The sequence below is a fragment of the uncultured Sutterella sp. genome (genome assembly GCF_937923675.1).
In the GTDB taxonomy this organism is placed as follows: Bacteria; Pseudomonadota; Gammaproteobacteria; order Burkholderiales; family Burkholderiaceae_F; genus Sutterella.
Genome location: NZ_CALDXB010000074.1, coordinates 1 through 20,180 on the forward strand (window position 1 = coordinate 1; position 20,180 = coordinate 20,180).

Here is a 20,180-nt window from a genome sequence, read left to right on the forward strand (position 1 = left end):
GAAAATTGCAAAGAGAAGCACTCATTAACTTTTCGGATTCTGCGATCGCCCTGGGTGGCACGCAGATCAGATTGAATAATGGCACGGTCATTTTTAACAATAACGTTGATGACCAGGCCCAAGGTCAAAATGCGAAACATGCCATTCTTGGTTCCGGCACGATTCAGGTGGTATCAAAAGCCTATCTGGATGCCAACTCTGAAAGTTTGGGTAAGGACGGCGACATCGTTGTCCAGTTCGTAGCTGATAATGAATCGTCGGCTGCTGGTGGACGTCAGGGGATTATCGGCGGTTCTGAGACGCAAACCTATGATTTTACGCTGGGCGCAAAAGGCAATGGCCAGGACCAGGCAGTTCATAAGGTGGAACTTAATGTCGGGAAGAATGCAGATGCGTACATCAACGTTCGGGGCGGAGCGCTCATTCTCGAAAATGTAGTGATCAAAAACGACGGCGGTTATCTGGAGCTGGCTGCACAAACGACCAACGACAAAGAAATCCTTGTTCAATCCGATATCGGACAGGAAGCTTCCGGTGGTCAGACTGTATTTGGGAGCAAAACCCGGATCAACGGTGCCAACGTAACGGCAGATAAGATTGTTCTGGCACAAAGCGGTGCTACTAAGGATGATCTGAAGGCATATTCGAAAGTATTTTCGTTCGATCCACCCGTCTCAGGACACGGAACAAACGACAGAAATGTCACAGTCGAGAATGGCGGCTTGCTTGAAGCCACAACTCAGCTCGATATCGCTTCGGGCCGGACTCTGACTATCAATCCTGCCAATTACCCGCAGCAAGGCAACAAAGCCGGTCAGCTCAAGGTCAATACGCTCAATGTGAGCGGCACGGTGCAGATGCAGGGCACTGCCGATATTCAGGTCGTCAATGCGAAGAGCGGCTCTCGGGTTTCGCTGACGGGTCATTCCACGATTGGGAAGGCTGTAGTCGAGAATGCAGGCACGCTGACGCTCGGCGGCAATGTAGAGCTTAAGGAGCTTTCAGTAACCGGAACGTCATCTGGCAACGGGACGGTTAATCTCGCGGCAGGCACGATCAGAACCTCTTCCGATCAGCTTTTCAAACCAGTGACCGACAAGAACGGAATCGAAGCGATCGGCGGCCTTAAGGATGGGGTGAGCAATACTAGCGGCGCTTTTCTGACCCTGCGCCTGACGGATGCGGCGTTTAACTACACCGTCGCCCAGCTGCAGGCTGTTGCGAATGGCACTTCCGGCGCTCATGTGCAGTTCGAAAACGGTCTTCTGATCGCCGGTGACGGCAAGGAAACCTTTGCAAACGGCGCTTCCATCGGCTACACCGGCAAATCGGCGCTTATTGAGGCAACTTCTTCTTCAGCTGTTGAGAAAGCCTTGAGTTTGCCCATGACCTTCGGTTCGCTCGAAATCAAGGACAGCTCTTCAGGCGCTTCAACGAAATTTACCGGCCTGACATTCAATGCAGCTTCCGGGTCGTCGGGAATGCTCACGCTTCGCGGCGATGCGGACGGGAAGGTCTTCTATCTGCCGAAGGCGGTCGATGCTTCCGGAGCAGAGGCAGTAATGCCTGTGGTGCTTAATGTCGACACGGTTTTCGGCGACGAAGCGGCTGCAGTCACGGATAAAGCGGTTGTTGACGGCCGGGTCACTGCCAATAAGTCGGTGAAGATTGCGAAGAACGGCGACTTCACGTTTGCTGAAGATCTGACGCTTGGCGGTGCGGATGCCAGCGGTGATCTCACCGTTGAAGGCCGTTTTGCCGGCAAAAATATTATTGCAAGTGCGTCGGGTGCAGGCACGAGGATCAGTGGCGGCGTTGTCGTCCTTGACGGCACGACGCCTCAGGCCGGCGCGGTCAAAGCGCAGGTCTCTACCGGCAAGGCGGTGATTGGCTCCCGTCAGCTCGAATCCGGGGAGGTTCAGGGCGGTCTTCTGGTGCTCGGGAGCGCTTCTGAGGCGGACGCCGCCGCTTATCAGAAGGCGCACAGCCGCGACAATACGCTCTGGATCGGTCAGGCGGTGACGCTTAAGGATCAGGTTTTCTTCGGCGCCGCCATGACGAATAAGAACAATCTTTCGGGCGTCAATACGGCCGTCATTGATCTCGCTCAGGTTGCCCGCAGCGGCTACCAGGCGTCGGCTCAGAATGCCGTCGTCAACAGCGACGCCGGGCTGACCCGTCCGACCGCGAATAAGCTCGTGCTCGCCAATCTGCGGAACATTGCCGCCGGTTCGCGCGTTTATGACGAAGCGAAGAGTCTCTATTACCTCAACACGGGGGTGGATGTTGCGGCAGCCGGGACGAATCCGGGCACGGTCGATTTCGGGACGACGCTTTATCTCGATGATTCGGCAGTCGCGGACGGCAAGGTTTATTTCCGCAAAAATAACCTGAAGCTCGACCAACTCAAGGCCCTCGGGCTCAACTCCGTGGGTGAGATTGAGCATGCCCTCGATACGGTGAACTTTGAGAGCGCCGTTGCCGGCTTCTTCGTCTTTGATGTCTTCGGCGACAATCCTCAGAATGCTGAAATGAAGGCAGCCAAGGAGGGCTGGGCCAAGTATCAGGCCGAGAATGGCGCCGGCTGGACGGAAGAAGACCGTGCGCGCGAGGAGAAGGCATTCTTCGCGCCCCTCTTCAATAAGATTGCTGCGGCCGAACATGCTGCTACCAATATGGCGGCCTACGGCGGCGCCTTCTCCTCTGCCTTCGACTATCAGAATGAAGTGACGGATGCGCTCAACCGCCGCTATTCCGCCGCGGGGCTCAATGCCCCCCGCGCTGAAGGCTTCACGCCCTGGGTTGATGTGTTCGGTTCGAGGAACAAGGCGAAGACGCTCTTCGGCAGCTCCGAGGGCTACGAGGCTGATCTCTACGGCAGCGTGCTCGGGTTCGACTATGCCTTCTCCGGCGGCGGTCTCGTCGGTGCGGCGCTTAATGTCGGCAAGGCAGACGGCAACTCCGTCGGCGGCAGCGGCCGCGTGGACAATAATGCCGACTACTACGGCATCTCCCTCTATGCCGCTCATCCGCTTGGGGTCTTCAACTTCAAGGGCGATCTCGGCTACATCCACGCTTCGAACGATCTTTCGACGAGCAGCCTCATCGGCTCCTTCAAGGAATCCCTGGATGGGAATCTCTGGACGGCCGGCGTCGGCGCCGAGGTTCCTTTCTCGGCCGGCCCCGTTGATCTGGCGCCTCATGCCGGCGTCCGCATGACGCGCCTCTCGATGGATGATTCGAAGTACGGCGCCGACTATGACGCCATGACGATTTATCAGCTCCCGGTGGGCATTTCCGCTTCCTCGACCTTTGAGGCTGAGGGCTGGAAGTTCGCGCCGAAGGCTGACGTCACGCTGGTGCTCACGGCCGGCGACAAGGAAGCGTCTGCCAACTACTTCGGCGGCATCACGGATACGACCCGCGTGCTGGATTCGAATCCGGTTCAGGGCACGATCGGTCTTGAAGCCGGAAAGGGAGCCTTCACGTTCGGCCTCAACTACCGTCTTACGACGGGCGGTGACGACCGTACGAACAAAGCGTTCAACGCGAACGTTCGCTACGCCTTTTAATCGCCTCTGACCTTTAAGAAGCGACCTTTAAGAAGCCCGTTCCTTCCGCGACCGTGCACGTGGAGGAGAACGGGCTTCTTTCATGCTTCTTCTGACTGTGTCCGGAAAGCGCCTTTCTTCAATCTTTCCCTGAGTCCTCACGAAAAAGCTTGACAGCATTGCGCCGATATTACGCATAATCACACTCTTGACTCTTATTTTTATTGAAGGCCTTTGAGAGCCCCCGAGCCCCATGATCTCTCCGACGCTCCGTTCCGGCGCGCATTGCGGATGAGCACCCGGCCTCTCTTCCCTCAAGCGCCTTATTTCTGGTGACTGCTATGCCCCGCGTTCTCAATATCGGTTCCCTCAACATCGACTACGTCTACCAGGTCCCGCACTTCCTGCGGGGCGGAGAAACGCTTGCCGCCTACCGGCGCGCCATCCACATCGGCGGCAAGGGCCTCAATCAGAGCGTGGCGCTTGCCCGCGCCGGACTGAGAACGAGCCACGCCGGCATTGTCGGCCAGGACGGCACGTTCCTCAAGGTCTTCCTCGAGCACGAGGGCGTGGGCGTCTCGCGCGTTGCGGTAGACCCCAACGAACCCTCGGGCCACACCTTCATTCAGGTGGTCCCTGAAGGCGGCGAAAACGCCATCCTCTACTACCCGGGCACCAATGTGCGCCTCACGCCCGAATTCGTGAAGTCCGCGATGGACGATTTCGGGAAGGGCGATGCGCTCCTCGTTCAGAACGAAACGAGCGCGGTGCGCTATTCGATCGAGCATGCGCTCGGGAAGGGCATGCGCGTCATCTTCAATCCCTCGCCCTTTGATTCTCAGGCGCCGCTTCTTCCCCTCAACCGGATTTCCGCGCTGATCGCAAACGAAACCGAAGCCGAAGGCCTTCTCGGTCTTGAGAAGAAGGAGAAGACCCCGGAAGAGGCCATGGACATCGTCGCTGAACTCGGCCGCCGCTATCCCGAAACCGTAATTCTCGTCACGCTCGGGAGCAAGGGCGTTGTCTGCCGCATGCCCGGGTTCGAGCCTGATTTCATCAAGGCCTTCCCGGTGCATCCGGCCGACACGACGGGTGCGGGCGACACCTTCACGGGCTTTGCCGTGCGCGCCCTCATGGACGCCTGGGAGAAGCCGGACGCCGAAGAGGCTCATGCGGTTCTTCTCGAGGGGCTCCGCTTTGCCGCGATGGCTGCGGCGATTTCGGTGACGCGCCCGGGCGCGGCTGAATCCATTCCTTACTGGAAGGAAGTCGACGAAGCCATGCGCGATACGGACTAATCGAAGGAAAAAACGATGACGGAACCGAGAAAAATCATTCTCGACTGCGATCCGGGGTACGACGACGCTGCGGCAATCATTCTTGCCGCCGGCTCGCCCGCGGTGAAGATCATTGCCCTCACGACGGTTGCGGGCAATCAGACGATCGAAAAGGTCACCTCGAACGCGCTTCGCATTGCGCGCCTCGCGGGCCTCTCCGACATTCCGATCGCGATGGGCGCGAAGCGCCCGTTGATCCGCCCGGCGGTGGAAGTCTGCAAGGAAATCCACGGCGAATCGGGGCTTGACGGCGCCGACATGCCGGAAGCCGACATTCCGCTCGACCCGCGTCCTGCCGCTCAGCTCATTGTCGACACCATCATGAGCGAGCCCGAGGGCACGGTGACGCTCGTTCCGACCGGGCCCCTTACCAACATCGCCCTCGCGGCGAGGCTCGAGCCCCGGATTGTTTCTCGCGTGAAGGAAGTCGTCCTCATGGGCGGCGCCTGCAAGGAAGGAAACGTCAGTCCTTGCGCGGAATTCAATATCGAGAACGATCCGGAAGCCGCGCACATCGTCTTCAACGAACCCTGGAAGGTGACGATGGTGGGGCTCGACCTCACGTACCAGGCAAGGGCCGAGAAGCACGTGCGCGACCGCATTCAGGCGATCGGCACAAAGCCCGCGCACTTTCTCTGGCAGGTTCTCGAAGCCTTTGCGAAGAACTACAAGGCCTGGCGCGGCTTTGATGCGCCGCCCCTTCATGACCCCTGCGCGGTCGCCTACGTGATCGACCCGACCCTCATGGAGGTCCGCCCCACGGTGATCAATGTGGAGATCCGGGGCGAGCTCACGACCGGCATGACGGTCGCGGATCTGCGCCGTCCGGCGCCCGAAGGGTGCCATACCTTTGCGGCGCTCAAGCTCGACAAGGACCGCTTCTGGGATCTGATGGCGAAGTCAGTGGAGCGCATCGGCTGACGAGTTCCGAAGGGTTCCCTCAGGATATGAAGCTGCCGGGTTTCCTCAAACGGAGACCGGCAGCTTTTTCCTTGCGGCGTCTGATGAAGGCAGCACATTGCCGCGGGCAACTGCTCAGAAGGCGGAGTAATACCTCAAGCCCCGGGCAGATAGTTGATTTTCCGAAAAAGAAGACCGGTACACTTTTCCTCACTGAATACTTAGGGATCGCGACCCGGATGCGATCTGCCAGAAAAGAGGAAAAGCAAAATGCAACGCCGTAAATTGATCTTCGCCGCCGCGGCCGCCGCCGCAACGGCTCCCTTCCTGGGAGCCGCTTCCGCCTTTGCTGCTGAAAAGACGCTTCGCGTCGGCGTCACCGCCGGCCCGTCGGCTCAGATTCTGGAATACGTTGTGCCGATCGCGAAGGAGTTCGGACTCAACGTCAAAATCTATGAGTTCCAGGACTACATTCAGCCCAACGCCGCACTTGACGCCGGCGACATCGACGCCAACATCTACTGCACGAAGCCGTTCCTCGACCATGAGAACGAAACCCGCGGCTACAGCCTGAGAATCGCGGCGCCCGCCTTCACGCTCCCGATGGCGGTTTATTCGAAGAAGATCAAGTCGCTCAAGGACCTTCCGCAGGACGCGACGGTGGGCATCCCGAATGATCCGGCAATGGGCGGCCGCGGACTTCTCCTTCTCGCTGCGGGCGGCCTCATCAAGCTCCGCGAGGGCTCTGGCCTTCTTCCCTCGAAGTTCGACATCATCGAGAACCCGAAGAACCTGAAGGTGGTGGAGCTCGAGGCCGCGCAGCTGCCGCTTTCGCTCAACGACCTCACGATCGCCTGCGTGAACGGCAACTACGCTGCCGTGGCGGGCCTCAACCCGAGCCGGGACGGCCTTCTCGTTGAATCGGCAAACGGTCCCTACGTCTGCAACATCGTCGTCACCGAAAAGAACCTCAACGAGCCCTGGGTCAAGACCTTCGTGAAGGCCTATCAGGATCCGCGCGTGAAGGAATGGATCCTCAAAAAGTTTGAGGGCTCCGTGATCCCCGGATTCTGATTCTTCTTTCGATCAGCGTTGAAGATTGCTGCAAAAAGCCGGCTGGAACTCTGCGTTCCGCCGGCTTTTCTGCACTTGTTGCCGCGTTCCATTCTGGCTTGTGCTTCAGGCTATTTGCGCTCGAGCGGCACTTCCCGGGGTTCCTCCACGGGGGGCGCCTCTTTCGGGAAGAGCCGGTTCAGTCCCTGATCGATCGCCCTGGCAAAAAGACCGATCAAAACGGCGGAGGCGAGCGTTCCCTCGCGGATCGCATGGATTTCGCCGAGGAAGACGAGCCCCATGAGTGCTGCAATCCCGGTGAGCGCGAGGTCGTTTGCGATCTTCATCGTGCCGAAGGATTTGCGGGCAAGCGCGGCAGCGGCAATGACGAAGCCTTCGCCCGGCTGCACGAGCGTTTTCGAGCGGATCTGCATCACGGTGCCGAGGGCCAGAATGACGTTCCCGACGACGCTCATGAGCGCGCCCGTCCACCAGCCGTTGGGCGTCAGAGACGAAAGGAGGAGCATCGAGAGGTCGATGAAGGCGCCGAAGAGAAAGCCGATCGGAATCTGAAGGAGATTCATGGGCGAATAGCGCTTCCGAAGGAGCGCAATTTGCCCGGCAACGTACGCAAAGTTGAGGATGACGACGCAGGTGCCGAAGGTGAGTCCCGTGATGGCCGCCCCCGTGTACGGCACCGTGCTGATGGGCGTGGTCCCGAGGCCTGCGAGCGTTGTGAGCGCAATCCCGAGGGAGGCGAGAAACATCCCCGCGAGGAGCAGAAGAATGCGAAGAAGGAGGTGCGTGAATCGCCGGCGGGAGCTCGAGTGCGTCATTCCTGAAGGATCTGTCGGAGAAAACGAAAAGAAAAAAATGGAAGCTTCTTTGCGGGAAGCTTCCAAAAGAGAAAGGAGAGAGAAGACTCATGCAGTCCGGGAAGAGAAAAGAAGAGATCCAGGTTCTCCTTCTCCTTCCCGGAGATTCAGGCTTTAAGCGCAATCAGAAGCGATGCACCATGCCGGCCGTGAGTTCGTAGCCCCACGGGGTGGCGTCGGTCTTCGAGGCATTGACCTCAACCTTTTCCTGCGACCAGCCGCCCATCACGTAAAGGGCAGTGCGCTTCGAGAGGTTGTAGTCGTAGCCGACCGCAGCCATCGTGCGCTTAAAGTCGACGTCCTTTTCGTTATGCATGTCGCGGTGGCCGGCCATGACCTTCGCCACGCCGCCCATGAAGGGAACATGGACGCCAAGATTGAAGCCGTAGCCCGTGACGAAGCCGTATTTGGCTTCGTCTCCGAGTGCGTTGAGGCCGGCGGACACGACGCCCGCACGCTGCGCGGCGTTGAGTTCCTGGTCTTCGAAATACTGGCCGAAGGCGAGGAGCTTCACGCCGCCGTCGAGGGCATAGTTGCCGCCGAGGGTGACGGTGACGCCCGCATCGTCGTGGGCGCGCGTGCTGTCGCGGCCGTTGCCGTACATCGTCGTGTCGGCGACGAGCACCGCTTCAACCGGGCCCTGCTGGAAGCGCACCGCGGCGGACGCGTAGCGGTCGGAATCCGCCATGCCTTCGCGGTTCGTGGTATCCGTCTTCGAGTCGTTCTTGAAGGAATACATCGCGTAGCCGGTGAAGCCCGAGAACGTCGGCGTGCGGTAGGAGATTGCGTTGTCGACGCGCGTCCACATCGAAGCCGTCACGGCGCCCGAGCCGAAGGCCTGGGTGTAGTTCGCAAAGAGCGGGTCGATTGCACGGAAGAGGCCGTTGGCGCCAAGGACGCTCCCGAAGATCGGGAGGCGGCCGACGGCGAGAGCGCCGAAGTTGCCGGAGAGCGTGAGCGAGGCTTCGCGGCCGAAGAGACGGCCGTTCTGCTCCATGCTGCCCGTATCGGACTCGAAGCCCGATTCGAGGATGAAGCCCACCTTCATGCCGTTGCCGAGGTCTTCGCTTCCGCGAATGCCCCAGCGGGAGCCGAATTCCTGGCCCGTGGTCATTTTGAAGGTGTCGGCGGCGTCGCGGCCGGCAGCGTCAGGGTCGGCGTGAACGAAGGAAAGGCCGGTATCGAGGACGCCGTAGACCTGGGCGTCGGCAGCAAAGGCGCTCATGGAGGCGCCGGCAAAGAGCCCGGCGACGGCGAGCGCTGCAAGAGACTTTTTCATGATGGATTCCTGAAATGAGGTGCTTCAAACTGCCCTGGAGGCCCTTAGTGCTTCATCTTGAAGTCGAACTTGTGGCACTGAGCGCAGTAGTTTTCCTCCGGCTCGTGCTGCAGGTGGCAGAGCGTGCAGTCGCCGTTGTGGGGCGCCTTGTGCGGATTCGGATTAAGACGGGAATTGGTCTTCTCCGCAATCTGATCGCGGTTGTGGCACTTGAGGCACGTGTTTTCGTCCGGCGTTTCCGGGTTCTTCATGTCCGGGCCGTGGCAGCTGGCGCATTCAAGGCCGCGGGCGACATGGCGGTCGGCGCCGAAGTCGGCGGCAGAGGCGGCCGTGCCGAAGATGAGGCAGGCGCTCGCGAGGATGAGGGCGAGGCGATTCATTATTGTGGGGTCTCCGAGGGTTGGTCAGAACCTTTCGCCTGAAGCGGGCTTTGTCGGGGGATCAGACGCACGCTTCGGCGAAAGGAGGAGAAAAGGCTTCTATGAGAATCAGCAGCCCTTGAACTTCATCGCCGTGCGGGCGGCGACGCGGCCGAAGATCATGCAGTCGGCAACGGCGACGGTGCCCAGGCGCACCATGCCGTGGACGCCGCCCGTGACTTCGCCCGCTGCGTAGAGGCCGTTGATGACCTTGCCGCGGACCGAGAGGACCTGGGCGTTGTCGTTGATCTCAAGACCGCCCATGCAGTGGTGGACGCGCGGCCAGAGGCGGACGGCGAGGAAGGGACCGTCGGTGTTGGGCTTGCTGTCGTCGAAGAACATGCAGTCGAAGTCCGGATCCTTCTTGGCGGCCATATAGCCGTTGAAGGTGTCGTTCGTCTTCTTCAGTTCTTCGTACGGGATCTTCAGGTCGTCGGCCATGGCCTTGAGCGTCGGGTATTCCTTGACGACGCCGGACTTGCGGGCGCGCTCGTAGATCTCGGGCGTCATGTTCTTGCCGATGATGACATTCTTCGCGTTCTCAAGCGACGTGTAGATGACGCAGGGGTGGCCGATCGCGACGATGGCGTCGGCGCGGACCTTGCGGTTGCCCGTTTCCTTGATGAAGCGCTTGCCGGTGGCCGGATCAACCATGGGACCGTAGCCGACGGCGGATTCAACGAAGAGCGGCGCAACGCCGAAGCCCTGTTCGTCGGGCGAGGTCCAGGGACCGAGCTGAATCCAGTCCATCTGAATGGTGTTGGCGCCGATTTCCTGCGCTTCCTGAATCATTTCGCCCGTGGCGCCCGGATGGTTCGTGGAGGTGAACTCAGCCGTGAGGCGCGGATCGTGCGAGGTGCGCATCTGAACGTTCTGAGCGAAGCCGCCCGAGGCGAGAAGAACGCCCTTCGTTGCGCGGATGTAGACGGTCTTGCCGGAATTTTCGCGGCCGAAGCGGTAGCCGGTGCGGGCCTTGACGCCGAGGACGCAGTGCTGGTCGTTGACGATGAGTTCGTCGACCACGCAGCGAAGACGCGGCGTGACGCCTTCTTCCTTCAGCTTCGCGAGCATCGGGTTGATGAAGCCCGAGCCCGAATTGTTCGTGACGGCGTGCGAGCGGTGCACGGAGTGGCCGCCGTGGAAGGTGACGGCCTTGAACTGGACGCCGATCTTGTCGCGCAGCCAGTAGAAGTTCTCAACCGATTCGTCCGCGATGCGGCGGGCAAGGGCCGGGTGGGCGAGGCCGCCGCCCGCGCGGATGATGTCGGCGTAGAGGAGGTCGGCCGAATCCTTGATGCCGGCCTTTTCCTGCATGTCGGTGCCGGCAGCCGCAACAGCGCCGCCGTTGATGATGGAGTTGCCGCCCGGAACCGGCATCTTGTCGACGACGAGGATCTGATCGGCAGCCATGCCGAGCTGGCGGGCTTCAAGCGCAGCGGCGAGGCCGGCAAAGCCCGTGCCGACGATCACGAATTCCTTCGTTTCGTTCCAGGTGATGTTCTTCGCTTCCTCGGCGGAAACGGTCTTCACGAACGAGAAGGTACCGACGGCGGCAGCCGTGGCGGCGCCGAAGAGCTTGCGGCGGGAAATATCAGCGGACATTTACTTTTCTCCTTTTTGAAATGCGTGCAGGGTTTTGAGGAGCCGGGAGGCGCCTGGCGCTCCTGAGGGCGCGCGTCTCATCCCTGGGCACAGCAGAAAGGTTAAAGAACCGCCCGATGGAGATAAACCCAAATGATTAGGTATAAACTGTCAGCGTTAACCCTTGGTTTTTCTCCCTTTCTGGGTAATCTCTTCCCTCCCGATGGAGTTTCCCCATGCGCCGCTTTTCCCCGCAGTGGTTTGAAGCACTCCGCACGAAGCGCTTCAGCCGCGAGTGGCCGGGCGTTTCCGGTCCTCCCGCTCCCGTGATGCCGTGGGTGACGCCGCCGCTCCATCCCTACATCCGGAATCTTTTCAGCGCGCGGGGCGTCGTGCGCGAGTTCGGGCCGGGCGACTGGCTTTTCCCGCGCGTGCAGGTGAGAAGCTTCATGTACGTGGAGGAAGGGCTCACGGGGAGGATTCTCGCGTCCCTTGACGGCCAGCCGGGCGCAGGCGCCATGGCGCTCTCGCCCCCGATGAGGAATGCCTCGGGGAACCTCAACTGGGTGACGGGGCGCGCGGCAATCGGCCGCTATCAGGCGCTCTCGCACGTGCGCGTGCGGGAAATCCGCCACAGCGAAATGCACGACATTCTGAAGCCCTGGGTGAATCAGGACATCTTTCTCCTTGTCATGGGACAGGCAGAGCTCATCAATCTTTCGGACAGAATGGGCTTTGCCGTCCTCGCGCTTCTTCCCGCCATGGAGCGCCTGAAGGCCCTTTTCCTCTGCTGGTCGCTCTTTTACGGCCATATTCTCGAAGAGAACGGACGGTGCTGTGTCCGATTCCCCGTCCCCGGAAGGAAAGCGCATATCGCTCAGGTCATCCGCACGTCGCTCGTGACGCTCGACAGCCTCCTCGCGGAACTCCGTGCGGGAGCGGGCTACGAGCGCGAGGGCGACTTCTGCCGGCTCGAGGCTTCAGCGCTTCAGAGCGTGCACGACTGGATGCATCACGCGGACGGCGAAGGCGCCTACATCGCGCGCCCGAAGCGGGTTGAGGACATGCTCTTTGCCGCTGAGGAGGAAGACGGGCTCGAATAGCGCTCTCTTGCGCACGAATGCGGAATGCGAAAAAAGCTCCGGACCCGGAAAGGGAACGGAGCTTTTTTGATGCTTTCTCTATCCTTTCGAAGCCTCTTCGAAGCGGCTCACCCGATTGAGAGTGTGAAGTGAGCCGTGGGCGAACCGCTTCGCGGGAAGTGAAAGGCGTTCTGAAGAGAAAAGCGTTTTGGGATTAGTGCTTGGCGGAAACCGGAACGGTCTTTTCAGCACGCGAGACGCGCTCGATGCGGTCGAAGAACGATTCCTTTTCGCCTTCCTCATGCCAGCCCTGGAAGACCGTGGCGACGATCGGACCCATGACGTTGTGCCAGAGGGCGCCGAGCGCTGCCGGAAGCGCAGTCATCGGAGAGGCCGCAAAGTGCACCGTGGCGAGGGCTACCGCAAGGCCAGCGTTCTGCATGCCGACCTCAAAGCAGAGGCACTTGCACTTGGCGAGATCCATGCCGGTAAAGCGCCCGGACCAGTAGCCGAGGAGCATGCCGAGGGCATTCTGAACAGCAACGGCCGTGAAGACGAGGAGACCGACATTGAGAAGCTGATTGCGGGTGGCGGCGACAACCGCGGCGGCAATCACGACGATGGCGGAAACCGACACGATCGGGAGCGCTGCCACGACGCTTTCAAGACGCTTGTCGCCGAGGACCTTGTGAACGATGAGGCCGAGCGCGATCGGAAGCAGGATGATCTGAACGATCGAGAGGAACATCGCCATCGGGTCGATGTTGAGCCACTGGTTCGCAAAGACGTACATCAGGGCGGGCGTCGCAAGGGGCGCGAGAAGCGTCGTGCAGGACGTGACCGTTACGGAGAGCGCCACGTCGCCGCGGGCAAGGAACGTAACCACGTTCGACGCCGTGCCGCCGGGGGCGCAGCCGAGAAGCATCAGGCCGACAGCCAGATCAGGCGGGAGCTCAAGGAGAAGGCAGAGCGCATAGGCCGAGAGCGGCATGATCGTGTACTGGGCGACGACGCCGACAAAGACGTCGCGCGGACGGCGGAAGATTTCCCTGAAGTCGGACGTCGAGAGCGTGAGCCCCATGCCGAACATCACAACGCCGAGCAGAACCGGAACGTACGGGCCGACGAGCTTGAAAATCTCAGGGAAAATGAACCCGAGTATTCCAAACGTAATCACCCACAGGGCAAACGTCTTGTTTACGAACTGGCTCACTTTCACTAGATATTTCATTTCAAGCATCGAGGCATGCGTTATTGGCGCATCCCCTTCCAAAAAGCTGTAAAGCTGAAAAGAAGCTTCATGGTCGTTCCGGCCCTGATGAAAGGCCGCCCATAAAAGTTGTTTCCCGGCGGGAAAGCCGCCGGACTGCACCTGATGGAGTAAATCTCCTCACCGGAGGTGAAGTGCGTGAAGGTAACTTTACTTCCGAAGCCGGTCTGCGGCGTGCGCTTTCGGTGCGTTTTGCCCGCATTGCGGGCGCTAATGCACAAAAGGATGACGCGCTCCAAGCCTGCTCGGAGAATGCCCTTAAGATGTCCGGCTTAGGCGAAACGACTCATCGGGCCGTTTTGCCGGGCAGTTCAGCGCGCCGCTTCGATGTCGAGGGTGTAGCCCTCGGGGGCATTCGTGATCGTGATGAGCGTGCGGCCTTGGGAGCGGGTGATGACGGCGCGCAGGATGGGGGCCTGATTGCGGATGAGCGCTCGGATTTCGGCGTCGCCCCGGCGCGAGACGATGAGGTCAAGTTCCGGCGGAATGCTTTTCTTCACGCTCTCAGCGGGCCAGAAGGCAAAGGCAAAGTCCCGGATGAAGCGGTCCGCCTTTACTTCCGCGGGAAGCCGCGGGCTCCTCGACTCCTCAACCCCCTTCTGATTCCAGGTGATGGCCCAGACATTCATCCCCATCGCCGTGAAGGCTGCGCGCAGAAGCCCGGGGTCGGAGACAACGAGGGCGCGCAGAACCGGAACGGACTTCGGAGCCCCCGATCGGAGCGCCTTCTCGTGAAAGCGGATGCGGATCTGCTGATCGAGCGTGAGCTTCGGGGCGTCGGCGATGGAAGGCATGAAGACGGGCGCGAGCGCGCCGTCGTCGACCGGCGGGTGAGGAAGCGCTTCTCGTTTACCCTCGGGCTTCGCGGGCTTTCTACTTGCTTCCGCGGGACGCTTCTTCTGAGGCGGCTGAGCGGGCTTCTCAGCTTCCTCACTGCCCTTTCTCAGCACGGAGCAGCCGGAGAGGGAGAGCGCGAGAATGAGCGCGGCAAGGGAGCGGCGGGCTATGAGAGGGGAGTGCATTGGAGGAAAGCCTTTCGAAGGAAAAGAAGCCGTCGGAGCCCGGGCTGAAAAAGGCGGCCCCGAAGTCATGAGCATAGCGGACATTGGCCGCAATCATGGCAGGACGCAGATCTCAGCTCCTCTCGTCAGGGGCTTGCGCAGGCCTCAGGAGCGGCGTCGCGATCCACACTGCAAGCTGCCCGAAAAAGAGCGTGAGGCCGAAAACGTGAAGTGCAGGCGTTGCCGAAAAGGCGAGGAGTCCGAAGGAAAGCATCGTCGTCACGCCCGAAAAGAGGACGGCCGCAGCGGTTCGTCCGTCGGAGGGGTTCCCCGTGATGAAGATCCCGTAGTCGATTCCGAGACCGAGAAGGAGCACCATCGCGAGACTCGCGAAGAGCGTGAGCGGAATGCCGAGGAGCCCGAGAACTGCGGCCGAGAAGACGATGCCGAGGGCGGTGGGGAGAACTGCCCGCCAGCCGTTTCGTCCGAAGCGGAGCGTGAGGGCAATAAAGAGGAGCCCGAGGCCCGCCGCAAGGAGCATGAGAATGCGGTCGCGGTAGAGGGAAAGCCCTTCGTCCATCCCGGCGGTAATGTCGACGAAATGAACGCCCTCGGGGACCTGAAGGGCGTTGAGCGCTGAGAGGTGCTCCGGCGTCACGCCTGAGAGCGTGAGCATGAGAACCGCTTTGCCTCTATTTTTCTCATCATGCGCTTCGAGAATGAACGCATCGAAGACCGGAGCGAGGGAGGTTTTCAGAATGTCGCGGGGAGAAAGAGCTCTGTTGCCCGGGCCGGCAGGAGCCGCGCCGAGAAGCTCTTCGAGAATGGGGCTTGCGAGCTCGAGGGCCTTTCTTACGATCGCGCGGTTCTGATTCTGTTCGGCTTCAGTCGGAAGCCACAGGGAGAGCCCCTGGGGAAGCAGGGCTTCAAGACCCGGGGTCCCGGCGATCAATGCCCTCACGCGCTTTTCCCTTTGAATGGCTTCGTCGATTGTTTTTCCTTCGATCACGAAGGCCTGAGCGGGCGAAGGCAATCGAAGGCGCTTCTGCGCTTCAAGCTGGCTCGCGATGAGGGACTGCGGCGCCCCCTGAAGATCCCGGATGCCGGAGGCGAGCTGAACCCTTGAGAGCCCGAAAATGAGGATGCCGGCGAGGAGGACGAGTACGACAAGAACGCCCGGCCGCAGGAGGGCTTCCTTCGAGAGCCTCGGGATCTTCGGGAGCGCCGCGACGAAGCGCTCCATGAGGCGCGTGTCCTTCGCGGGCGCAAAGCGTTCGGCAAGGGGAAGCAGAATCAGCACGATGAGGAGCGCGCCGATAAGGCCCGCGGCAGCAAGCACGGCCATCTGCGTGAGGCCGGGAAGCGGCGTGAAGGCAAGCACAAGATAAGCCGCGGCTGACGAGAGCGCGGCGGAAAGGAGCGGCACGACGAGCCGGCGGCGGCGCTCAAAGGCCGGTTCGCCGGGTCGCTTCATCGTCATCCAGTGCGAGGAATAGTCGATTGAGACGCCGATCAGCGTTGCCCCGAAAACAAAGGTAATGAGGGAGAGCCTGCCGAAAATTGCGAAGCTCAGACCCAGCGCAATCAGAAATCCCCCGCCGACGGTCGCCGCCATCAGAAGAAGCGTGGAGATGCGCCCGAAGAGGAGCCAGGCGAAGAGAACAACGCCGATGGTTGAGACGGAGCCGATCCAGGCAACCTCATCCTTTGCGCGGGAGGCTATGGCGTCCGTGAAGAGCGGCACGCCCGCGCGGACCGAGGAAAAGCTGACATTCCCGTCAGATGGAAACGCTTCCCTCAGAGTCTCATCGGCTTGCGTGAAGGTCCGCGCGAGCCCTGCTTCGCCGGAACTTACGCGCTCCGGGTCGACGGAGAAAAAGAGCAGAAGCGAACGTTCCCGGGGATCGGCGCTTTTGACTTCGAGCCATGTGCGGCCGTCTATTTCCGTTCGCCGCCAGGGGGTTTCGGAGAGGCGCTCGAGAATCCAGTGGTCGAGCGTCCCGAAGGGGTCGACGGAGAAATTTGCGGCCCCCGTGCTGAAGCCAGACATCGTTCGGACGGCTTTGGCCGCGAGCGCCTGAGAGGCGGCTTCAGGGGGAAGCCTGAGGAGCTTTTCCAGATCCGCCCGGTCCTTCTGCGTGAGGAAATTTCCGGCGGCCTCAGGAATCTTCGGGATCGCGCCGGTGCCGGCGGGTTCCGCGCGCTGAAGCACCGGATTCTTCAGAACGATCGACTCCCAGAGGCGTGCGGCGTCGGCGAGCGTTTTTTCGTTCTTTCCTTCGCGGGCGGCGGCATCGCTCTTAAAGGCGAGCGTGAGGACGGCGGCAATGCGATCGGTTTCAGTCCGGGAGAGCTTCTCCCTCAGCTTCGATTCAATCTGAGGCGGGAGTTCGGGCGCGAGGGATTCGGGAAGGAGCGACGCCACGTCGGCCTCGAAAGGGCGCGACGCGATGTGTGTTGCAGCCGAGAAAAGCGAAAAGAGAAAAAGGACGAGGAGCGCAAGGAGCGCAGGTCGTCCTTTTCGGGCTTCCAGAAAGAGAAGCAGGATGTCGGCAAGGCGGCGCACGGGCTCAATTCCGAAAAGAAATGAAGAAGCGTGAGTGAGTCCTTCATTATGCGGCATTGAGGCGCCGGACAAGGACCCGCGCGTCCTTGCCTTCAATCAGAGATCACGCGGGGCGGCCGCAGGTGAAGAGCACGATCGGTTCGAGCTTTTCGCCGAGCTTCATGGCCTTCCTGAGCTCCTCGTGGTCGAAGGAGGCGCGCACGCACCCGGCAAGACCAAGCGCGGCGGCGGCGAGGTAGCAGGACTGGCCCATCGTGCCCGCATCGACGTAGACGCCGGTCGGACGGGCGTTCTTCGCGCGTTCCTGGTCGGCAACGAAGACGATCGTCACGGGAGCCTTCTCGACGTATTCAAACTGATAGGCGGTGGAAACCTTGCGGACGTCTTCCTCAGCGGTCTGCTCGAGGGTGTTCGTCGCGGCATTCCAGCGCCAGGCGCCGTCGGCGCGCAGGACGTAGGGAGAAACCGCACGGAGGTCGAGCGTCGAGGGGGTCGTCCGGCGGCCGTCTTCCGTCGTGAGGCCGGCGCAGGCCCAGAGGAGCGCGGCGAGTTCGGCGTCGTCAAGCGCCGCATTCGTGCACTCGCGATTGGTGCGGCGGGCCTTCAGCGCCTCTTCGAGGGAGAGCGTGCCGAGCGTCTTCGGGGCGGGAAGCTGGATGGTTTTCATGGTTTATCTCCTCTTGATGGATTCGATCAGTGAATGGAAGCTGGCTTCAGAAGCAAATGCAGAGAGGGCGTTTCCTCCGAACCGGAGGGCGAGATGCTTTCATGCGCCGTCAAGGAGCGCCCTTTCGAGCGCCGCGCCCTCATGCGCGCGGGCGCGGGCGATGTCGAGGCGCCTCAGAAGTATGGCGGCGCTACGCCTCAAAATCTTTGCAATCCGTGCGGGGTCCGCAGTCCCGGGAGCCGCGCGGACCTGAAGGACCGCTCCGGTTCCCGGCGGCATCGGATAGAGCCCCTTCATTTCGGGGAAAATGCCGTTCCGTTCCGGAAGGTCCGTTCTGGATTGCGCCGAGAGCCCTTCGAGGAGGACGGCGTCCTCGAGCGAGAGCGCGCACATGGGGGAATCCCACCTCTCATGGGCGAGAACGCAAAGATCCATGGCGCCGGAAGATTGAGGAGCATCCTCAAAGGCAACTACGAACTGCGGGAGGAGCCTCACCGCCCGGGCGTTTTCCGATCCGGGCGAGGCATGGCTCCCATGTTTCGGGAGGTCAAGAATGATGAGCGCATTGCCGGAGCTCTTTTCCGCCGCTTTCGCGGCGCCCGTGAGCCTCACCATGTCGGGCGAAGGTTCCGTGCGCCGGATGCCGGGGAAGTCTCCGGACTCTCCGCCGCAGGCGAGCGATTTGAGAACGCCCTCGGGATCATTCCCGGTGAGTTCGGCAAAAACCTGAAGCGCCGGATCCGACGGATCGTCATCAGACCTTGCCTCCATGATGAAGGCAAGAATGGCATCAGGGGTGGCGGCTTCAGACATGAAAACTCCCGCGTTCGAATGGACTCTGAAGATTATTTTCAGCGCAAAACGCGGGAGTTCCGATAGCCTGAGGCGCCAATAGGATGTTTTTCTGCGCCAGACGATATGGGTTACTGCGGATGCCCGACCGTGTAGCAGAAGATCGGCGTAAAGGTGGCGGGAAGCCTCATGCGTTGCCCGAGCTCCGGACCGTTGACGGAGCCTCTCGGCACTCCGGCAAGCCCCATGGCGGCAGCGGCAACGGCTGCGTTTTCCATCATGGCGCCGGCGTCGAGGTAGACGAAGTGGGGCTGCGCCATCTGGGTGCGGGGCGTGTTTTCTGCGACGAAGACCAGGGTCGCGGGCGCATTGTCCACGAACTGGTGCTGCCCGAGGGTCGAGGCCGCCCGCAGATCCGCCCGGTCGACAAGTTCAAGCGCATGCGCTTCTCCGTCGTAGCGCCAGACGCCGTCCTTCTCCAAAAGGAAGACCGAGACGCTCCGGAGGTTGAGGCACGAAGGCGCGGTTCTCTTTCCGTCCTTCGTCGTTGCGCCGGCTGCGGCCCAGAGAAGGTTAGCGAGCTCGGCGTCGGAGAGCGGGCGGTCCGAAATCGAGCGGATGGTGCGGCGGCTGCGAAGGGCGTCCGTCACCGTCATCGGCATCGGCTGTGGATCGGGAAGTTTGCGGAGAATCTTTTCGGGCATTTCGGGTTTTCCTTCAAAGGAGGCTGATGGAAAAACTTTACTCCCGGCCGCTCCGGCTGTAGTCTTCAAAAAGCAATAAAAAACGGCCGGATCCCATCGGGAACCCGGCCGGAATTGCAGTCTGCTGCCAGGGGAGTCAAAGCCCCCGGCAAAACGATTAGCGGTTCGTGTCGACCTTCGGGTCAAGCGCGTCGCGCAGACCGTCGCCGAGAAGGTTGAAGGCGAGCACGGTAAGGAAGATCGCGATCACGGGGAAGATCGCCGCATGCGGAGCGGTAAGGAGGTCCGCACGGGCTTCGTTCAGCATGGCGCCCCATTCAGGCATCGGGGGCTGAGCGCCGAGGCCGAGGAAGGAGAGCGATGCCGCCGTGATGATCGAGGTGCCGATTCTCATCGAGAGGTAGACGAGAATCACCGAGATCGTGCCCGGGAGGATGTGGCGGATCAAAAGCATCGAGTCGCTGATGCCCAAGGACTTCGCCGCTTCGACATAGGTCTGGGTCTTGAGCGAAAGGACGTTCGCGCGCACGAGGCGGGCGAAGGCCGGAATCGAGAAGATCGCGACAGCGGCCACGACGTTCAGCATGCCGCCGCCGAGGATCGCCACGATGCCGATCGCAAGCAGGATGCCCGGGAAGGCGAAGAGAACGTCGGCGATTCGCATGATGACGCGGTCAGCCCAGCCTTCATAGAAGCCCGCGATGAGGCCGAGGATCGTGCCGATCACGGCGCCCGCGAAGACGGACGTAAAGCCGCAGACGAGCGAAATGCGCGTGCCCGCGACGATGCGGCTGAAGATGTCGCGGCCGAGCGCGTCGACGCCGAACCAGTGCGCGGCCGAGGGGCCTTCATTGAGCATGTCGTAGTCGAAGTAGTTCTCCGGGTCGAAGGGCGTGATCACCGGCCCGAGAATGGCAACGACGATGAGAAAGAGCACGAAGATGCCTGCGGCCATTGCGACGGGCTGCTTCTTGAACTTTCTCCAGAATTCGCCCATGGGGGTGCGCAGCGCGTCATTCGACTTCGCGATGCGGGGATCCACTGCAGTAGAGGTACTCATTTTTTCTGATTCTCCGGAATTTAAGTTTTTCTCTTATGTAGCG

The 20,180-nt window shown here is 61.1% G+C and carries 17 protein-coding genes; 5 read left to right on the forward strand and 12 right to left on the reverse strand.

Annotation, left to right across the window (positions count from 1 at the left end; translation table 11 throughout):
- Positions 1–173: 173 nt before the first annotated feature.
- Complete coding sequence (locus tag Q0106_RS08010; protein WP_297611310.1) at positions 174–611, reverse strand: hypothetical protein; 438 nt, start codon at positions 609–611, stop codon at positions 174–176.
- Between the two features lie 111 nt (positions 612–722).
- Here Q0106_RS08010 and Q0106_RS08015 point away from each other — a divergent pair, with 111 nt between their 5' ends.
- From Q0106_RS08015 to Q0106_RS08030, 4 genes are all read left to right on the forward strand, one after another.
- On the forward strand, positions 723–3,572 hold the full coding sequence (locus Q0106_RS08015; protein WP_297611313.1) for an autotransporter outer membrane beta-barrel domain-containing protein: 2,850 nt from the start codon (positions 723–725) through the stop codon (positions 3,570–3,572).
- Between the two features lie 320 nt (positions 3,573–3,892).
- Positions 3,893–4,849 carry a ribokinase gene (locus Q0106_RS08020; RefSeq protein WP_297611316.1) on the forward strand — a complete coding sequence of 319 codons (957 nt, stop codon included), beginning with the start codon at positions 3,893–3,895 and terminating at the stop codon, positions 4,847–4,849.
- Positions 4,850–4,864: 15 nt separating this feature from the next.
- Complete coding sequence (locus Q0106_RS08025) at positions 4,865–5,809, forward strand: nucleoside hydrolase (RefSeq protein ID WP_297611319.1); 945 nt, start codon at positions 4,865–4,867, stop codon at positions 5,807–5,809.
- Positions 5,810–6,058: 249 nt separating this feature from the next.
- Positions 6,059–6,862 (forward strand): MetQ/NlpA family ABC transporter substrate-binding protein, encoded by an 804-nt coding sequence (locus tag Q0106_RS08030; protein ID WP_297611321.1) that lies wholly within the window; start codon positions 6,059–6,061, stop codon positions 6,860–6,862.
- 110 nt (positions 6,863–6,972) lie between these two features.
- On the opposite strand, the gene Q0106_RS08035 is transcribed toward Q0106_RS08030, so the two are convergent.
- The 4 genes from Q0106_RS08035 to Q0106_RS08050 form a co-directional block, all read right to left on the reverse strand.
- A complete protein-coding gene (locus Q0106_RS08035; protein ID WP_297611323.1) occupies positions 6,973–7,677 on the reverse strand; it encodes a DUF6198 family protein in 705 nt (234 codons plus the stop codon).
- 163 nt (positions 7,678–7,840) lie between these two features.
- Positions 7,841–8,995, reverse strand: a complete 1,155-nt coding sequence (locus tag Q0106_RS08040; protein ID WP_297611326.1) for a porin — start codon at positions 8,993–8,995, stop codon at positions 7,841–7,843.
- A gap of 44 nt (positions 8,996–9,039) precedes the next feature.
- Positions 9,040–9,375, reverse strand: a complete 336-nt coding sequence (locus tag Q0106_RS08045; protein WP_152157899.1) for a cytochrome c3 family protein — start codon at positions 9,373–9,375, stop codon at positions 9,040–9,042.
- Positions 9,376–9,483: 108 nt separating this feature from the next.
- Positions 9,484–11,016, reverse strand: coding sequence for a flavocytochrome c (locus tag Q0106_RS08050; protein ID WP_297611329.1), 1,533 nt, complete (start codon positions 11,014–11,016; stop codon positions 9,484–9,486).
- 215 nt (positions 11,017–11,231) lie between these two features.
- On the opposite strand from Q0106_RS08050, the gene Q0106_RS08055 reads away from it, so the two are divergent.
- Positions 11,232–12,098, forward strand: a complete 867-nt coding sequence (locus tag Q0106_RS08055) for a Crp/Fnr family transcriptional regulator (RefSeq protein ID WP_297611332.1) — start codon at positions 11,232–11,234, stop codon at positions 12,096–12,098.
- Between the two features lie 193 nt (positions 12,099–12,291).
- On the opposite strand, the gene Q0106_RS08060 is transcribed toward Q0106_RS08055, so the two are convergent.
- From Q0106_RS08060 to gsiD, 7 genes are all read right to left on the reverse strand, one after another.
- On the reverse strand, positions 12,292–13,308 hold the full coding sequence (locus tag Q0106_RS08060) for a bile acid:sodium symporter family protein (RefSeq protein ID WP_366139499.1): 1,017 nt from the start codon (positions 13,306–13,308) through the stop codon (positions 12,292–12,294).
- Between the two features lie 350 nt (positions 13,309–13,658).
- Positions 13,659–14,369, reverse strand: coding sequence for a DUF3261 domain-containing protein (locus Q0106_RS08065; protein ID WP_297611338.1), 711 nt, complete (start codon positions 14,367–14,369; stop codon positions 13,659–13,661).
- A 112-nt stretch (positions 14,370–14,481) separates the two neighbouring features.
- Positions 14,482–16,914: a hypothetical protein gene (locus Q0106_RS08070; protein WP_297611340.1), complete on the reverse strand. Its 2,433-nt coding sequence runs from the start codon at positions 16,912–16,914 to the stop codon at positions 14,482–14,484.
- A 103-nt stretch (positions 16,915–17,017) separates the two neighbouring features.
- Complete coding sequence (locus tag Q0106_RS08075; protein ID WP_152157894.1) at positions 17,018–17,581, reverse strand: nitroreductase family protein; 564 nt, start codon at positions 17,579–17,581, stop codon at positions 17,018–17,020.
- Positions 17,582–17,680: 99 nt separating this feature from the next.
- Positions 17,681–18,394 carry a hypothetical protein gene (locus Q0106_RS08080; RefSeq protein WP_297611343.1) on the reverse strand — a complete coding sequence of 238 codons (714 nt, stop codon included), beginning with the start codon at positions 18,392–18,394 and terminating at the stop codon, positions 17,681–17,683.
- A 110-nt stretch (positions 18,395–18,504) separates the two neighbouring features.
- Positions 18,505–19,077: a nitroreductase family protein gene (locus Q0106_RS08085; protein ID WP_297611346.1), complete on the reverse strand. Its 573-nt coding sequence runs from the start codon at positions 19,075–19,077 to the stop codon at positions 18,505–18,507.
- 157 nt (positions 19,078–19,234) lie between these two features.
- Complete coding sequence (gene gsiD / locus Q0106_RS08090) at positions 19,235–20,137, reverse strand: glutathione ABC transporter permease GsiD (protein WP_139687550.1); 903 nt, start codon at positions 20,135–20,137, stop codon at positions 19,235–19,237.
- Positions 20,138–20,180: the final 43 nt, after the last annotated feature.

Bases quoted from the DNA above. Each gene is read 5' to 3' on its own strand.
- Q0106_RS08020 (WP_297611316.1), top strand. From the start codon at position 3,893: ATGCCCCGCGTTCTCAATATCGGTTCCCTCAACATCGACTACGTCTAC.
- Q0106_RS08025 (WP_297611319.1), top strand. From the start codon at position 4,865: ATGACGGAACCGAGAAAAATCATTCTCGACTGCGATCCGGGGTACGAC.
- Q0106_RS08030 (WP_297611321.1), top strand. From the start codon at position 6,059: ATGCAACGCCGTAAATTGATCTTCGCCGCCGCGGCCGCCGCCGCAACG.
- Q0106_RS08035 (WP_297611323.1), bottom strand. From the start codon at position 7,677: ATGACGCACTCGAGCTCCCGCCGGCGATTCACGCACCTCCTTCTTCGC.
- Q0106_RS08040 (WP_297611326.1), bottom strand. From the start codon at position 8,995: ATGAAAAAGTCTCTTGCAGCGCTCGCCGTCGCCGGGCTCTTTGCCGGC.
- Q0106_RS08045 (WP_152157899.1), bottom strand. From the start codon at position 9,375: ATGAATCGCCTCGCCCTCATCCTCGCGAGCGCCTGCCTCATCTTCGGC.
- Q0106_RS08050 (WP_297611329.1), bottom strand. From the start codon at position 11,016: ATGTCCGCTGATATTTCCCGCCGCAAGCTCTTCGGCGCCGCCACGGCT.
- Q0106_RS08055 (WP_297611332.1), top strand. From the start codon at position 11,232: ATGCGCCGCTTTTCCCCGCAGTGGTTTGAAGCACTCCGCACGAAGCGC.
- Q0106_RS08060 (WP_366139499.1), bottom strand. From the start codon at position 13,308: ATGAAATATCTAGTGAAAGTGAGCCAGTTCGTAAACAAGACGTTTGCC.
- Q0106_RS08065 (WP_297611338.1), bottom strand. From the start codon at position 14,369: ATGCACTCCCCTCTCATAGCCCGCCGCTCCCTTGCCGCGCTCATTCTC.
- Q0106_RS08075 (WP_152157894.1), bottom strand. From the start codon at position 17,581: ATGAAAACCATCCAGCTTCCCGCCCCGAAGACGCTCGGCACGCTCTCC.
- Q0106_RS08080 (WP_297611343.1), bottom strand. From the start codon at position 18,394: ATGTCTGAAGCCGCCACCCCTGATGCCATTCTTGCCTTCATCATGGAG.
- Q0106_RS08085 (WP_297611346.1), bottom strand. From the start codon at position 19,077: ATGCCCGAAAAGATTCTCCGCAAACTTCCCGATCCACAGCCGATGCCG.
- gsiD (WP_139687550.1), bottom strand. From the start codon at position 20,137: ATGAGTACCTCTACTGCAGTGGATCCCCGCATCGCGAAGTCGAATGAC.